16 protein-coding genes are annotated in these 15,188 nt (G+C 50.6%); 2 read left to right on the top strand and 14 right to left on the bottom strand.

All coding sequences use genetic code 11. From position 1 onward, the window contains the following. Nucleotides 1–64: 64 nt before the first annotated feature. On the top strand, nucleotides 65–2,071 hold the full coding sequence (gene mnmC / locus AACU19_RS01305) for a bifunctional tRNA (5-methylaminomethyl-2-thiouridine)(34)-methyltransferase MnmD/FAD-dependent 5-carboxymethylaminomethyl-2-thiouridine(34) oxidoreductase MnmC (RefSeq protein ID WP_105277979.1): 2,007 nt from the start codon (nucleotides 65–67) through the stop codon (nucleotides 2,069–2,071). Between the two features lie 215 nt (nucleotides 2,072–2,286). Here the strand turns inward: mnmC and AACU19_RS01300 are convergent, their stop codons facing one another. The 6 genes from AACU19_RS01300 to prmB are packed head-to-tail and all read right to left on the bottom strand — an operon-like array spanning nucleotide 2,287 to nucleotide 6,835. Further along, nucleotides 2,287–2,565: a YfcL family protein gene (locus AACU19_RS01300; protein WP_000559764.1), complete on the bottom strand. Its 279-nt coding sequence runs from the start codon at nucleotides 2,563–2,565 to the stop codon at nucleotides 2,287–2,289. Between the two features lie 33 nt (nucleotides 2,566–2,598). Next, entirely contained in the window at nucleotides 2,599–3,147 is a 549-nt protein-coding gene (gene epmC, locus AACU19_RS01295) for an elongation factor P hydroxylase (protein ID WP_001089235.1), read from the bottom strand. After that, nucleotides 3,147–3,956 (bottom strand): sulfite exporter TauE/SafE family protein, encoded by an 810-nt coding sequence (locus tag AACU19_RS01290; RefSeq protein WP_000447348.1) that lies wholly within the window; start codon nucleotides 3,954–3,956, stop codon nucleotides 3,147–3,149. The genes epmC and AACU19_RS01290 overlap by 1 nt, the downstream gene beginning before the upstream one ends. After that, nucleotides 3,956–4,780 carry a penicillin-insensitive murein endopeptidase gene (mepA, locus tag AACU19_RS01285; RefSeq protein ID WP_001043810.1) on the bottom strand — a complete coding sequence of 275 codons (825 nt, stop codon included), beginning with the start codon at nucleotides 4,778–4,780 and terminating at the stop codon, nucleotides 3,956–3,958. Before mepA ends, AACU19_RS01290 begins: the two co-directional genes overlap by 1 nt. Nucleotides 4,781–4,782: 2 nt before the next feature. Continuing rightward, on the bottom strand, nucleotides 4,783–5,868 hold the full coding sequence (aroC, locus tag AACU19_RS01280) for a chorismate synthase (RefSeq protein ID WP_001353064.1): 1,086 nt from the start codon (nucleotides 5,866–5,868) through the stop codon (nucleotides 4,783–4,785). Between the two features lie 34 nt (nucleotides 5,869–5,902). Then, nucleotides 5,903–6,835, bottom strand: coding sequence for a 50S ribosomal protein L3 N(5)-glutamine methyltransferase (prmB, locus tag AACU19_RS01275; RefSeq protein WP_001298774.1), 933 nt, complete (start codon nucleotides 6,833–6,835; stop codon nucleotides 5,903–5,905). Between the two features lie 164 nt (nucleotides 6,836–6,999). Here prmB and smrB point away from each other — a divergent pair, with 164 nt between their 5' ends. Beyond that, complete coding sequence (gene smrB, locus AACU19_RS01270; RefSeq protein WP_000730533.1) at nucleotides 7,000–7,551, top strand: endonuclease SmrB; 552 nt, start codon at nucleotides 7,000–7,002, stop codon at nucleotides 7,549–7,551. 57 nt (nucleotides 7,552–7,608) lie between these two features. On the opposite strand, the gene AACU19_RS01265 is transcribed toward smrB, so the two are convergent. The 8 genes from AACU19_RS01265 to sixA form a co-directional block, all read right to left on the bottom strand. Continuing rightward, nucleotides 7,609–8,451 (bottom strand): StfH/YfcO family fimbrial adhesin, encoded by an 843-nt coding sequence (locus AACU19_RS01265; protein WP_105277978.1) that lies wholly within the window; start codon nucleotides 8,449–8,451, stop codon nucleotides 7,609–7,611. A gap of 1 nt (nucleotide 8,452) precedes the next feature. Further along, nucleotides 8,453–8,992: a fimbrial protein gene (locus AACU19_RS01260; RefSeq protein ID WP_103253491.1), complete on the bottom strand. Its 540-nt coding sequence runs from the start codon at nucleotides 8,990–8,992 to the stop codon at nucleotides 8,453–8,455. Further along, a complete protein-coding gene (locus tag AACU19_RS01255) occupies nucleotides 8,989–9,477 on the bottom strand; it encodes a fimbrial protein (protein WP_105277977.1) in 489 nt (162 codons plus the stop codon). The genes AACU19_RS01260 and AACU19_RS01255 overlap by 4 nt, the downstream gene beginning before the upstream one ends. Further along, nucleotides 9,474–9,989, bottom strand: coding sequence for a fimbrial protein (locus tag AACU19_RS01250; RefSeq protein ID WP_105277976.1), 516 nt, complete (start codon nucleotides 9,987–9,989; stop codon nucleotides 9,474–9,476). Before AACU19_RS01250 ends, AACU19_RS01255 begins: the two co-directional genes overlap by 4 nt. A gap of 15 nt (nucleotides 9,990–10,004) precedes the next feature. Beyond that, nucleotides 10,005–10,757: a fimbria/pilus periplasmic chaperone gene (locus AACU19_RS01245; protein ID WP_105277975.1), complete on the bottom strand. Its 753-nt coding sequence runs from the start codon at nucleotides 10,755–10,757 to the stop codon at nucleotides 10,005–10,007. Nucleotides 10,758–10,776: 19 nt separating this feature from the next. Next, entirely contained in the window at nucleotides 10,777–13,413 is a 2,637-nt protein-coding gene (locus AACU19_RS01240; RefSeq protein WP_105277974.1) for a fimbrial biogenesis outer membrane usher protein, read from the bottom strand. An 84-nt stretch (nucleotides 13,414–13,497) separates the two neighbouring features. Continuing rightward, nucleotides 13,498–14,058: a fimbrial protein gene (locus AACU19_RS01235; RefSeq protein ID WP_105277973.1), complete on the bottom strand. Its 561-nt coding sequence runs from the start codon at nucleotides 14,056–14,058 to the stop codon at nucleotides 13,498–13,500. Between the two features lie 546 nt (nucleotides 14,059–14,604). Continuing rightward, complete coding sequence (sixA, locus tag AACU19_RS01230) at nucleotides 14,605–15,090, bottom strand: phosphohistidine phosphatase SixA (RefSeq protein ID WP_001195813.1); 486 nt, start codon at nucleotides 15,088–15,090, stop codon at nucleotides 14,605–14,607. Nucleotides 15,091–15,188 lie beyond the last annotated feature (98 nt).

The raw sequence follows: 15,188 nt of genomic DNA, 5'->3' as shown, positions 1-15,188 counted from the left end.
AAATTTGCGCAGCCTGACACACATCGTTAAGATCGTCAGACTGCCCGCCAGACGAGTAACTTACGTGAAACACTACGCCATACAACCTGCCAATCTTGAATTTAATGCTGAGGGTACACCTGTTTCCCGAGATTTTGACGACGTTTACTTTTCCAATGACAATGGACTGGAAGAGACACGCTATGTCTTTCTTGGGGGTAACCAATTAGGAGCACGCTTTCCTGAGCATCCACATCCTCTGTTTGTGGTAGCAGAGAGCGGCTTCGGCACCGGATTAAACTTCCTGACGCTATGGCAGGCATTTGATCAGTTTCGCGAAGCTCATCCGCAAGCGCAATTACAACGCTTACATTTCATTAGTTTTGAGAAATTTCCCCTCACTCGTTCGGATTTAGGATTAGCGCATCAACACTGGCCAGAACTGGCACCGTGGGCAGAAAAACTTCAGGCGCAGTGGCCAATGCCCTTGCCCGGTTGCCATCGTTTATTGCTCGATGAAGGCCGCGTGACGCTGGATTTATGGTTTGGCGATATTAACGAACTGACCAGCCAACTGGACGATTCGCTAAATCAAAAAGTAGACGCCTGGTTTCTGGACGGCTTTGCGCCAGCGAAGAACCCGGATATGTGGACGCAAAATCTGTTTAACGCCATGGCAAGGCTGGCGCGTCCGGGTGGCACTCTGGCGACATTTACGTCTGCCGGTTTTGTCCGCCGGGGTTTGCAGGAAGCCGGATTCACCATGCAAAAGCGCAAAGGGTTTGGGCGTAAACGGGAAATGCTTTGTGGGGTGATGGAACAGACATTACCCCTCCCCTGCTCCACGCCGTGGTTTAACCGTACGGGTAGTCGCAAACGGGAAGCGGCGATTATTGGCGGTGGTATCGCCAGCGCATTATTGTCGCTGGCGCTATTACGTCGTGGATGGCAGGTTACACTTTATTGTGCGGATGAGGCCCCCGCGCTCGGTGCTTCCGGCAATCGCCAGGGGGCGCTGTATCCGCTCTTAAGTAAACATGATGAAGCACTAAACCGGTTTTTCTCCAATGCGTTTACATTTGCTCGTCGGCTTTACGATTTATTGCCTGTTAAATTTGATCATGACTGGTGCGGCGTCACGCAGTTAGGCTGGGATGAGAAAAGTCAGCACAAAATCGCACAAATGCTGTCGATGGATTTACCCGCAGAACTGGCTGTGGCCGTTGATGCTAAGGCGGTTGAACAAATTACGGGCGTTGCGACAAATTGCAGCGGTATTACTTATCCGCAAGGTGGTTGGCTGTGTCCGGCAGAGCTGACCCGTAATGTGCTGGAGCTGGCACAACAGCAGGGTTTGCAGATTTGTTATCAACATCAGTTAAAGGATTTATCCCGTCAGGATGACTGTTGGTTGTTGAATCTTGCAGGAGATCAGCAAGCAACACACAGTGTAGTGGTACTGGCGAACGGGCATCAAATCAGCGGTTTCAGCCAAACGTCGTCTCTGCCGATGTATTCCGTTGCCGGTCAAGTCAGCCATATTCCAACAACGCCGGAACTGGCGAAGCTGAAGCAGGTGCTGTGCTATGACGGTTATCTCACGCCACAAAATCCGGCGAATCAGCACCATTGTATTGGTGCCAGTTATCATCGCGGCAGCGAAGATACGGCGTACAGTGATGAAGATCAGCAGCAGAATCGCCAGCGGTTGATTGATTGTTTCCCGCAGGCGCAGTGGGCAAAAGAGGTTGATGTCAGTGATAAAGAGGCACGCTGCGGTGTGCGTTGTGCCACTCGCGATCATCTGCCAATGGTAGGCAATGTCCCCGATTATGATGCAACGCTCGCGGAATATGCCTCTCTGGCGGAACAGAAAGACAACGCGGTCAGCGCGCCGATTTATGACGATCTTTTTATGCTTGCGGCTTTAGGTTCGCGTGGTTTGTGCTCTGCCCCGCTGTGTACCGAGATTCTGGCAGCGCAGATGAGCGACGAACCGATTCCGATGGATAGCAATACGCTGGCGGCGTTAAATCCAAATCGGTTATGGGTGCGGAAGTTGTTGAAAGGGAAAGCGGTTAAGGCAGGGTAATCTGCTTTGGCAGCGTTTGTCGGATGCGGCGTGAACGCCTTATCCGACCTACGTGAAATCTGTAGGCCTGATAAGACGCGGTAAGCGTCGCATCAGGCATTATGCACTCAATGTCGGATGCGGCGTGAACGCCTTATCCGACCTACGTGAAACCTGTAGGCCTGATAAGACGCGATAAGCGTCGCATCAGGCATGACGCTCCAGACGCCAACAACTTACTGTTGTGAAGCCTGTTGAAACAGGTTTTCCCACATATCGGTCACCAGCGCCTGGTCTCGCGGCGACAACTCACCGGCACCAATGGCTTTTTCCAGACTCTGGCTAACGGTCGTATGTACCGCCTGGGCGGAGTGGTCATCACCACTTTCCAGTTCTGCGATGGCTAATGTCAGGTGGCCACGCAAATACCCACTGGCAAACAACTCATCATCACTGGCATGGTCAACCATACCGTCGATTAATGCCAGAATGCGTGATTCAAACTCCGCGATCATCTTCTTTCCTCATTGTAAAACGTGGCGCAGGCTTCAGTTGAGCGCTTCCGGCCACGGGAACTGTTCCGCCGTAAGTTCCGGCGTGTGATAATAATTTTGTAGTGCTTTAATGAAGCGTGCCGGACGCTCGGGAATACCGTTTGCCAGATAATCCATCACCTGTGCATGTACCCGCCGTTGAAATACCACGCGGTCCGGTTCGAAATCCCCTTCCAGATTGTCGCAACTGACATTAAACGGATATCCCGCCGCCACACAGAACAACCAGTCCAGCGCCTGCGGCTTCACTTCAACATCTTCAAACTGACTTTGCGTCTGGGCATCGCGTCCGTCGGGACAATACCAGTAGCCGAAATCAACCAGCTCACGGCGCGCTTTCCCGGCAATACACCAGTGCGAAATCTCATGAATTGCGCTGGCATAAAAGCCGTGAGCAAAGACGATTCGGTTATACGGTACTTCCGCATCAGCAGGAAGATAGATCGGTTCGTCGTCGCCTTTAATCAGACGGGTATTAAATTCATCGGCAAAGCAGCTATTAAAAATTTCAATCAACTGCTCATAGTGGTGTGTACTATTCATTAGTTCATCCCCAACCAGTGGAGGATCTCCTGTCCGTGGCTATCATAAAGTAATTTGGCACTCATCACCGCCGAGACGATAACAATCATCGGGCGAATCAGCTTTTGTCCTTTGCTCAACACCAGTCTTGACCCCATGCGCGCGCCGAGGAACTGCCCCACCAGCATCACAAATCCTGTCGCCCAAATCACTTTGCCGCCGAGAATAAACAGCAGCAAACCGCCGATATTAGACGTTGCGTTGAGTAATTTGGCGTGGGCCGTGGCTTTGGCGAGGTTAAAGCCGCACAGCGTAACGAAGGCTAACGCGTAAAACGATCCGGCAGCCGGGCCAAAGAATCCATCGTAAAAACCAACGCAGCCCCCTGCTACCAGCGCAAATGGCAGTCCATACATCCGACGCTGGCGATCTTCTTCTCCCAGTTTGGGCATCAGTAAGAAATAAAGACCAATACAAATCACCAGAATGGGCAAAATCTGCCGCAAGACATCAGCCTGAACGTACTGCACCAGCAAAGCGCCGCTCATTGAGCCAATAAAGGTCATGGCGATATTGAGTTTCTGATCGCTTAAGCTAACCACTTTGCGGCGAATAAAGTAGATAGTGGCAGAAATAGAGCCACCGCAGGCTTGCAGTTTATTGGTTGCCAGCGCGTTAGCCGGAGACATCCCCGCCGCCATTAATGCCGGAATGGTGAGTAGCCCACCACCACCGGCAATAGAGTCGATAAATCCCGCCAGTATGGCGACAAAAAAGAGGAGTCCCAGCAACAGCGGGGAAACCATAAACAGGCTATTAAACGTTTCCATTAGATCACGTGCTCATCCAGTAGCGCCTGGCAGGAAGGCGGCAACGGAGGCGGTGTCTTCTTCTCAGGCTTTGTTGTTCCCGGTTTTGGTGGTTCAAACCAGCTTTGCAGTTCTGCCCCGCAACCATCGCCCGGTGGCGGTAAAGGTTGATCTTCACACTCCAGGCTATCGGCAGGACAACGTAATCGTACATGCATATGGGCGCGATGCTGGAACCAGGGCCGCACTTTGCGTAACCAGTCGCGATCGGTGCCCGCATCAAGGCAAAGTTGTTGTTTAATCGCCGGATTAACAAAAATGCGCGTGACGTCTTTGTCCTGCGCGGCGAGTTTAATCAAGCTGAAAATTTCGGGCTTCCACAGCGTGGGGACAACGTGTTTACCGTCGCGGGAAACCAAATCTAATGCTTGCGGGCGCAAGAGTTGCGCGGAGGTCCAGCGTTTTTTCGGCAGTTGCAGGAAGATGTCCACATCCAGTCCGGTCTGGTGGCTGGCGTGACCGCCATTGAAACGCCCACCAGCTGGCATTCCCATATCGCCAATCAGCACCGTGCCCATACCCAGATTGCTCACCTGGCTACTCAGACGCTGGATAAACATCACCAGGTCCGGGTGCCCGAAATAGCGACGCTGATCGGTACGCATGACCTGATAATGTTCGGACTGTATCGGCAGCGTGTCAGCACCAACGATACAGCCATTTGAAAAACTGCCTATCGATTGTGCACTACCCGGCACAGGTTGGGTTATTTTTTGCCACGGCGTCGCTGCCAGGCTGGCGCTACTGGCAAGCAGGGCCAGCAGCGCAATCGCAGTTTTGTTCATTTTTACCAGCGTGGAATATCAGTCTTCACATCAGCATTTTGCGCCCGTTGCCGTAACAGGTGATCCATTAAAACGATCGCCAGCATCGCTTCCGCGATCGGCACCGCGCGGATCCCAACACAAGGATCGTGACGGCCTTTGGTGATCATCTCAACTTCTTCGCCAAAGCGGTTAATGGTGCGTCCAGGCACAGTAATGCTGGAGGTCGGTTTCAGCGCCATATGGGCAATGATTTGCTGCCCGCTGCTGATACCACCAAGAATACCGCCCGCATGGTTGCTCTGGAAACCGTCTTTGGTGATTTCGTCACGGTTCTGGCTGCCACGCAGCGCTACCACGTCAAAACCATCACCAATTTCCACACCTTTCACCGCGTTAATGCTCATTAGCGCATGGGCGATGTCGGCATCCAGGCGATCAAAGACCGGCTCGCCAAGTCCGGCAGGGACGCCACTGGCCACCACGGTGACTTTCGCGCCAATAGAGTCGCCCTCTTTTTTCAGCGCGCGCATCAGTTCATCTAAGGCTTCGATTTTGTCCGGATCCGGGCAGAAGAATGGATTTTGCTCGACCTGAGACCAGTCTTTGATTTCCAGCGGAATGTCGCCCATTTGGGTCAGACAGCCGCGAATTTCTATACCAAATTTCTCAGCGAGATATTTTTTGGCAATCGCCCCTGCTGCAACGCGCATGGCAGTTTCGCGAGCGGAGGAACGTCCGCCGCCGCGATAATCGCGCAGGCCGTATTTTTGTTCGTAGGTGTAATCGGCATGGCCTGGACGGAAAACGTCTTTAATTGCGCTGTAATCCTGAGAACGCTGGTCAGTGTTTTCGATCAACAGACCAATGCTGGTGCCGGTAGTAACGCCTTCAAAAACACCGGAGAGAATTTTGACCTGATCCGGCTCACGACGCTGGGTGGTATAGCGCGATGTCCCAGGGCGACGACGGTCGAGATCGTGTTGCAGGTCTGCTTCCGTCAGCGGAATACCTGGCGGAACACCATCGACGATGCAGCCGAGCGCCAGCCCGTGCGATTCGCCGAAGGTGGTTACGCGAAAGAGTTGTCCAATTGTGTTTCCAGCCATCACGGCTCCGTTATTGTTGTGTTTGCGTGTTTACTTAATCTTTATAAATCGCGAAATGTTCTCGTGCAGCAATAAGCTGCTCTTTGGTGAGCATAAACACACCATCACCGCCGTTATCAAACTCCAGCCAGGTGAACGGAACATCCGGATATTGTTCCATAAGATGTACCATGCTGTTGCCGACTTCACAAATCAGCACGCCATCATCAGCAAGGTAATCTGCCGCATTACCGAGAATACGACGCGTCAGTTTCAGGCCGTCAGTACCAGATGCCAGACCCAGTTCCGGCTCGTGACGGTATTCATTTGGCAGGTCGGACATATCTTCCGCATCAACGTACGGCGGGTTAGTGACGATCAGGTCGTACTGCACTTTCGGCAAGTCCCGGAACAGATCGGAACGAATCGGAATGACGTTGTGGATCAGACCATGTTCTTCGATGTTCTGTTCAGCAACCGCCAGCGCGTCAGGAGAGATGTCTACCGCGTCGACTTCTGCTTCCGGAAAGGCATAAGCGCAGGCAATCGCAATACAGCCGCTTCCGGTGCACATATCTAAAATGTGTTGCGGTTGCTTGCTGATGAGTCCGGCAAATTTATTGTTGATAAGTTCACCAATCGGCGAGCGCGGCACCAACACACGTTCATCGACGTAAAATTCATGGCCGCAGAACCAGGCTTTGTTGGTCAGGTAGGCCACCGGAATGCGTTCGTTGACGCGGCGGATCACGCGTTCAACAATACGATGTTTTTCGCTGGAAGTCAGACGCGCGGTGCGCATATCTTCCGGAATATCCAGCGGCAGGTAGAGCGATGGCAGCACCAGTTGTACGGCTTCATCCCACGGGTTATCGGTGCCGTGGCCGTACCAGATATTTGCCGCGCTGAAGCGGCTCACCGACCAGCGCAACATGTCCTGAATGGTTTGCAGCTCATTTACTGCTTCATCAACGAAAATTTTATCCACGTATTCCTCCAGGGCATGGTCGCATTAATTTCGGCGGCTAGTTTGCCATGAAGATGACGATAAATCAGCATTCACGCGCGGTGAGTGAGGAAAAATACGTTTAAAACGATCGATTAGACGACGAGTCGGGTAAACTGTAGGAAAATTAGAAATGAGAGATGTAAATGAAAAAGAAATCATCACTTAGCGAGGAGGACCAGGCGCTGTTCCGCCAGTTGATGGCGGGAACCCGCCAGATAAAGCAGGACACCATCGTCCATCGGCCGCTGCGTAAAAAAATTAGCGAAGTACCGGTCAAGCGGTTAATTCAGGAACAGGCCGATGCCAGCCATTATTTCTCCGATGAGTTTCAACCGTTATTGAATACCGAAGGGCCGGTGAAATATGTCCGTCCGGATGTCAGCCACTTTGAAGCGAAGAAACTGCGCCGCGGCGATTATTCGCCGGAGTTGTTTTTAGATTTACACGGTTTGACGCAGTTGCAAGCTAAGCAGGAACTTGGGGCTCTGATTGCCGCCTGCCGTCGTGAACATGTGTTTTGCGCCTGCGTGATGCATGGTCATGGTAAGCATATTTTGAAGCAGCAAACGCCGCTGTGGCTGGCGCAACATCCCCATGTGATGGCGTTTCACCAGGCACCGAAAGAGTACGGCGGTGATGCAGCTTTATTAGTGTTGATTGAAGTGGAAGAGTGGTTGCCGCCTGAGTTGCCCTGACATCATTATCAACATGTACTTTCACCGACCAGCTAACTGGTCGGTGAAAGATTAACACTACAATTCATTTAAGACATATTGGAAACGGCACGTAGAATCAATCGGTTGCCGACTACTGGTATTCACCTTCACCACAATATCGTGGAGTTTTCTATCCGTTAACGGTTTACGTGTCGGTGTGACTGTCACCTTTGCATTATCGCAACCATAAGAGGTAAACGTTAATAAATCTGAAACTGCACGACAGTATGCTCCTCTGGCATCAAAATTACTGCCATCGCAGAGATTGCCACTTTCCATCAGATAGGTCGAAAGTGTTGTTGTGATGGTTGAACCATTGGATTGTAATTGCAACGTTTTAGTATGGCTAACATAACTATCACTCCAGGAGATATCATAGGGAGATACCGGAATTGTCGGGCAAACAGTATTATGCTCTATTGGGCTTTTATATGCGCTAAATCCATTGGCCTGAGAAACTGAATAAAAAGAGGCGATCCATGGGCAGCCATAATCATCAGATGATACCGTGATACTGAAAGTCATAAATCCACATTTATATATGGACGTATCGATACCCGGACAATTTGAGGTAGCTGTATTGCCAAAGTCTGTAAGCACTAACTTTGGTGCAGGACCCAATCCTGTCCAGGATATTACCTGGAGAGTGTCGCCTCTTCTTGCGCCTGAATTGTATTGACCATAGGCTACTTCTTCTGGCGTTAATACTGTGACATAAAAATATAAACTGCCCTGCATAGAGATATTATTAATTGCATAATAAATTTCGGCACTTGGGAAATTTGCATTTAGGAGCTTATCACCCGCATAGCTCTTTGGAATTACTAAACCGAGAGCAATTAATACCAGACCTGTAAAAAAAACCGTCCATTTTTTCATATTATATATACTCGAAGGTCGCCGTCAGGTTGGCGGTAAAATCGCCCATCGTCACTTCCCGACCGCTTTTCGCCTGTAACCAGGCCCTGAAATTAATGTCATTACTGCCATCGCTAAGCGTGAATTTCGCCCCGGTTGGGTCGTTAATCGCCACCCGTACACCGTCCGTCGTTTCCATCCCAATCCCCACACCTTGCGCGGTTGATGTGGTATCCAGCGCCAGGAAACCAGGCTGTTCACTGTCTTCCGTACCGGTAAGAGTCACCTGGACCTGATAACTCGCAGGCCCCTTACAATCTTTCAGCTTAAACACCACCGGAACGTGCGCAGACTCCCCCGCAGCCATAAGATCCCGACGACTGATAGTCGGAAAATGGACTTCGGCCAGATTTCCGCTCTCAACCACCAGCGTACAAGAGCGGCTAATTAAATTGCCGTAAAAATGCAGGTTGTTGTCCACGGCCAGGGCACGCGTGCTGCCGATCAACAGCAGGCCCGCTAACAGCCCATAGCCGAGCGAATAAATACGTTCTGTCTTCATTGATAATCCACCCGCAATGTTGCATAGGCTGAAAACGTGGTATCACTCAGCACCGCATCGGCTGACTTCACTGGCACGGCTTCCAGCTTCGGCTTTTGGGTAAAATCGGTGGCGTTAATAGTAAGCGGAGTATTCAGCTTAAAAGGCTGACCATCGTGCTGAAGTTCAATACCAAAGCCGGGAACGTCTGTTTCGATAGCCGAGTCATTGTAGGCGGTCTGCGTACCCGTCCAGGTGAGTGTCATATTCCACTCGGGATCGCGCGTGTCAGAGTCACAGCTCAGGCCATATACCACTTCCTTGCGACCATAGTCTCCGTTGATACTGTCGATGATGAGATCACGAAATTCCACTTCGAGGGTCTTTCCATCGCTGATAGCACAGGCAGGCGGTGCCACCAGCGTACCGTGGAAGGTGATGTCATCGTCAGACGCCAGCGCAACGCCACCGCAGGTGCAGAGTAAAAGTAATGAGAGTTTTATCATTGGTAATCCACCACCATCGTCATACTGGCGTTAAATTCCGCTGGCGTAAGCTGCACTCCGCTCTGTTTTACCGGCACCGCTTTGAGATTGGGCAACTGGTTAACATTGAAATCAGACCAGTTACCTTCACCCACTCTGAACAGGGAGTTATCGGCACCGTTTTCGATGCGAATGCCCAGGCCGGGTATTTCCGTCGCAATGACAGTTTCCCCGTTAATCACGGTGGTAGTGCCTTTAAGCTGCATCCGCAGATCATCAATACCTGAAGCCCTGCTACTACAGTTCAGGGTATAAAACGGCTGCGTAGTGCGGTAATTCGTGCCATTGATTTTGCTAATGTAGACTTCGCCAAATTGCACATTGCTCCCCTTTACGGAACAGGGCGGTGGCCCATCCACCAGAACGCGCAAAGACAATGACACCTGTTTACTTTGCCCTGCGACGGCAAGGTTCCCCATCAGCCAACCGCTCAGGAGAAAAATGCCCGTTCCCACCAGAAACGTGTATTTCATAAGACTCTCCCGGCATCAGCCTTTGCGGCTTTGCTCTGCATCCACCTGGCAATCATTGCCAGTGCATTTAAAGTTCAGCGACATTCGCGCGCCGTAGTCGTTGACGTAAGTCAGCACCGGCACAGTGTCCATCTTCACATTCAACGGTGCGGACGATTTCGGCGGCATGACCAGCGGCGTAAACCCGGCTGCCGGATTACCATTTTTCTGTGTGCTGGCATTGCTGATAATCACGTAATAGGGCGTGGGGTTATTGACGGTGAACGCCTGACCATTGCGGGTTAACGTCACCTTGTGCTGCCACGGGTCCCTCATGTTAATTTTTGCCAGTGCCTTGGGTCGCCAGAACAATTTGATACGCGTTTGCAGGGCAATTTGCAGCGTATTAGGTTTGTTCGATTTTGGCGGAATTTCACGCACGTTAAAGTAGAACATGCTCTCACGATCGGCAGGTAACTTGTTGATATCCGGCATTCTCTGGACTTTTACCTGACCATTCATCATCGCATCAATACGCTGTACCGGCGGCAGTACCGTAAGTGGCGAGCTGATTTTGTTGCCCTTTTCGTCCTCCATCCAGCTTTGTGCCAGGTAGGGCTGCTTCGGGTCGTTATTGCGCAACGTGACGCTTATAGATTTGTCGCCTTCATTGAAGACCAGGCGTGTACGGTCGGGCGTCACCGATGCGTGGGTGGTAAAACTGGCGGCCGCCGCCAGCAGCGCCAACGCAGGGGCAACTCTTTTTGCAGAGCGAGTCAATGTAAACATGGATCAATCCTTAATCACGTTATTGGTTTGCTGAAATAGCCATGGGTTCCGCGCCAGGTGTGACCTGCTGCGTTTGTTCCTGAATCATCGGTTTAATCTCTGCCGGAGCCGCAGGCATCACCGCGCCTTGTTGCTTGCACGGCAGTAACAAGCCATTGAACAGGTCGGCGGGTAGCGGGTCTGGCAGAGAAATCTCACAGTGGGGTTCGCCATTCCATGAGACACGCATGTGTTCGCCCGCTTTTACCCCGGCCAGATAGACGTTGCCGTCATCATCAACCAGGCCGACCTGCTGGTCGTGTTCGTTTCTCACTTCCGCACCAAATGGCGGGTAACTGCCATCACTCATGCGCAGGACAGCCATCGCCTTTTGCCCACTGATGACCGCAAACTGACGATAGCCAATAGCGCCTTCGGTAAGCGTCGCCTGCACGACAGACTGCGTGGCTTCGGCGTTTTCCGGCAGTTTGGTCAGGTCAATCGTGGCCTGGTTACGGTAGTAGTTATTGACGTCGGCAACGACGGCTTTGCCAAACATATTGGTGTACACCGCGGCACCATTTCCTTCGACCGGTACGTCCGCGACACCGTCAGCGTCAATCAGTAATCGCGTACCGCCCATATTTTGAGTACGGTGCAACGCGCCACCGTGAGCCGTGAGCGTAGCGCCGCCCTGTAGCGACAACCCGGCAGAGGTGTACTGCCCTTCATGGTAGTTGGCATTGAGATCCACATGGGCCATTGAACCGTCACGGCTGTAATAACCATCCACGCTGGAGTGATTTTCACTGTTGCCCACGTTTATCTGATAATGACTGGCGTCATCGATACGACTGAAATACCCTACCTGGCTGCTGTCTGAACCACTACCGTAGTTGCCGTTGTAACTCACAACGCTGCTATCGCCCCACGGCATACTTAAGGAGATGTAGACGCCTTTGTCATCGCTATCGTCATACTCGTAGCGATAACCGGTCAGAGAGATACTCATGTTCCGAATGCCGCCCATATTGAAATAGTGGGAGAGCATTACGTTGTAGTTGGTCTGTTCCTCACGATCCCAGTAGGTGTGACGCGTATAGTTCAGGTAAACAGAAACACCGGCATCCCTGAAGTTCTGGTTATAAGTGGCGGTGTACATCTCTTTATCATTGCCTGAGCGGACCATTGCGCTGTCATTTGCGTCCAGGTACTCGCTCATGGTCATATAGTTCTCTTCCGAGAAGCGGTATCCGGCGAAGGTGACGCGGCTGTTGAGTTCATCAAAATCTTTGGAATAACTGACTCTGAAAGAGTTACCGTCGAGCGTGCTTTTTCCGTAAGCGGTCGAATCGTCAAGTCGGGTATGCGAGTGGGTGATATCAAAGGCCATCGCACCGAAAACGGAGAGATCGCGACCAATCCCAAGCGCGGCTGACTGGTAATTTTCATCGCCAAGCGCCCCGCCATACAGTGACCAGCCGTTTGCTATCCCCCAGGACGCTTCGCCACCGGAAAAGAACCCGCCTTGCACATGGTGCCCCCACTCCTGTGGTCGCCCCATCATAATTTTGTAGCGCACCTGGCCCGGGCGAGTCAGGAACGGCATGGAGGCAGTGCTGATGTCATACTCCTGCACCTGACCGTTTGCCTCTTCAATGCGCACATGCAGCGTACCAGAGCTAAAATCGGCAAGATCCTGGATACGGAATGGCCCGGCTGGCACCTGGGTTTCATAGATTACGCGCCCGGCCTGGCTAACGGTGACTTTCGCCGCCGTATGGGCCACGCCGGAAATATCTGGAGCATAGCCGCGCAGGTTCGGCGGCAGCATTTGATCGTCAGTACTGATACTACCGCCGATGTAGTTAAAGCCATCGAAAATATCGGAATCGAGGTAATCTTCACCGAGTGCCAGTTTGGCTTTCAGGCTCGGTAACGCGCGCCAGGCATAGTAACGGCTCCAGTCCCAGTTTCTTTCGGTGCTGTCTTCCGTCTCTTTATCGTTACTGCGGGTATGCTGATAATCGCTTTGCCAGTCGGCTCGCAAGCGCCACGGCCCGAGGTTAACGCCAACCGTACCGTTGCCGCTGATATCGTTGCTGTCATCACCGCCATTTTCTTCGTGTCGGGTTTGGGCGTTGATGCTGTAATCGGCAATTAAACCTGAGATGCCATCATCCCAGCGCGAGGGAGGGTCCCAGTCGACATCGCTGTATTCAAGATAAGCCTGCGGCAAGCTGATAAGGAGCGCGGACTGGCTTAAATCAACACGCATTTCCAGACCGTCAAATTGGCCTGGCTTAAGGCATTTACCGTCGTGAACCCATTGCAAATTTTTCGCAATGTCTTCTTTGAAACCAAGCAGTGCCACCAGGTCTGGCGACAGGCAGGCGTAAGTCTTATTGGCATCATTTTCTGCAGCATACCAGTAAATATCATATTCACCGGGTAATGGCTGTTTATTCACCTCAACCTGTAAACTGTATTTACCCGGTTCAACATAACCCTGGCTTGAAAAACGTTTTAGATCGATTTTCGTGTCGCCTTTTAATTCCAGAAAACGGGAATCAAACTGAATATCTTCATCAGCCCAGGCATTGATATGGCATCCAGAGATGGCCACGGCAACGCACCAGGGAAGCGCCCGTAAGCGGAAAAGGGAATGGTCAGGCATACACGTATTCATCCGTGATTATTATAATAAGTCCAAAAACTCGCCAAAATCCCCCATAGCGAGATGCTATGGGGGTGAATTACCTTAGAGATAGGTAATCTGGAAGGTGGTATTTGCTTCAAAACCACCCAGGTCAGGCGTACCAGCCGCACCAACTAACCAGGCTTTGAAGTTCAGCGTCTGTTTAGGTTTGCCTTTATTGGTTACTGAGTCATTTACGATCGGCTGTTTAATACCAGCACCGCTTTTATAGGAAGTACCTTGCTTATCACCAATCGCCAGGCTTACATTGTTAAACGCAGCACCTGTATCGGTATTAAAAATGGTGTAGTAATTCTCGTTTCCCGTAGAAACGTTACCGGTGAATGTCGTTTCCATGTTCGTTTGGGTATCAAATACGCAGTCCTGTAAACGAATCTGAAAGTCTTTCGGCGTGGTAGTCCCGTTGTTTTTGAGTGCTTCTGCACCAATGTTGCCTAAATCCACTTCCAGTTTGTGATCGTCTGGAACGATAGAGCACGGAGAGTCTTCAATGGTGCCATAGAAACGTGCAGTACCGTTGTTGCCTGCAGCGAAGGCTGACGCGGAGACAACTGCGCCCATTACCATTGCGGCAGCAATGGCTGTTTTGGCAAACTTACTCATTATTTGTCCTTAAATCATTAAAATGTATAATACAAGCAACTGACATAATATTATTGTATATATTATGTCTGACACTTTTAGTTAACCATTGAACATCATATGTCCCAAATAATCATAGAATGTAAACAGATATTCTCTGGTGTGTCGTTATGTTGGTCTTATCTTTAAAAATAATCAATGTAGTAATACTTAAAGACTTTATGTAGATTTAATTAATCAATACACAACCAGAATATCCCTCTCGATTTTCAATAAAAATACATGCGCGCCATCAAAAAAAATAAAAATTTCATAACCGATATGAATGAATTGGATATAAAAACCACTAAAAGAATTTATAATGATTTTGCATTTATTTATTGCTAAGATTCATTCTTGATTAAATTAATTAATTTATATTCAAGATACAAAACCATTATTCCACTGTGTTATTACAATATTCAATAACAAGAAAGATAATAAAATTCGTGATATGTAAAATATATTCACAATTAGGACAGAAAAAATTTGCCCGGTATACGCGTACGCAACCGGGCATATGAGCTTTTAAATTGCTTTTGCCATCTTCAGATTACACGGGCTCATCTGCCAGTTGAATTGGCCGTTTCCACTTTCATCAAGTGTTACGCTGGCAATCGCTGAAGTGGTAAACATAGGCGGCGTTTCGCCCGGACATAACTCGGCAACCAGATACCCGACTAATGGTAAGTGGGAGATAACCAGTACCGACTCGACACCTTCGTTGGTCAGTGCCTGGAGATACGCACTGACCAGACCAACATCGCCACAGGGCGTTAGCTCAGGCAGAACTTCTACGCTGGAAGGCAGGTCCATACAATCCGCCACTTCTTCCAGTGTTTGCTCGGCTCGCAGGAACGGGCTCACCAGAACACGTTCGATTTCCACTTTTTGACCTTTCAGCCAGTTCGCCATCAGGCGAGATTCGTCACAACCATTAGTGGTCAGAGGACGAACCGAATCACTGGCGGCATCGAGGGCTGCGTCGCCGTGACGCATGATAAAAACTTGCATATTGCACCGCTTTTGTTAACCAGATTCGCCCGTCGTGTTTCATCTGAAACCAGAGAAACACGACGGTGGCCGGCATTGTGCCTTATCCATTCACCGAA

The sequence above is a fragment of the Escherichia sp. MOD1-EC4550 genome (genome assembly GCF_963876935.1).
Lineage (GTDB): Bacteria > Pseudomonadota > Gammaproteobacteria > Enterobacterales > Enterobacteriaceae > Escherichia > Escherichia coli_F.
The sequence above is the reverse complement of the archived record's forward strand: the minus strand, read 5'-3'. Positions and strand labels throughout refer to the sequence as shown.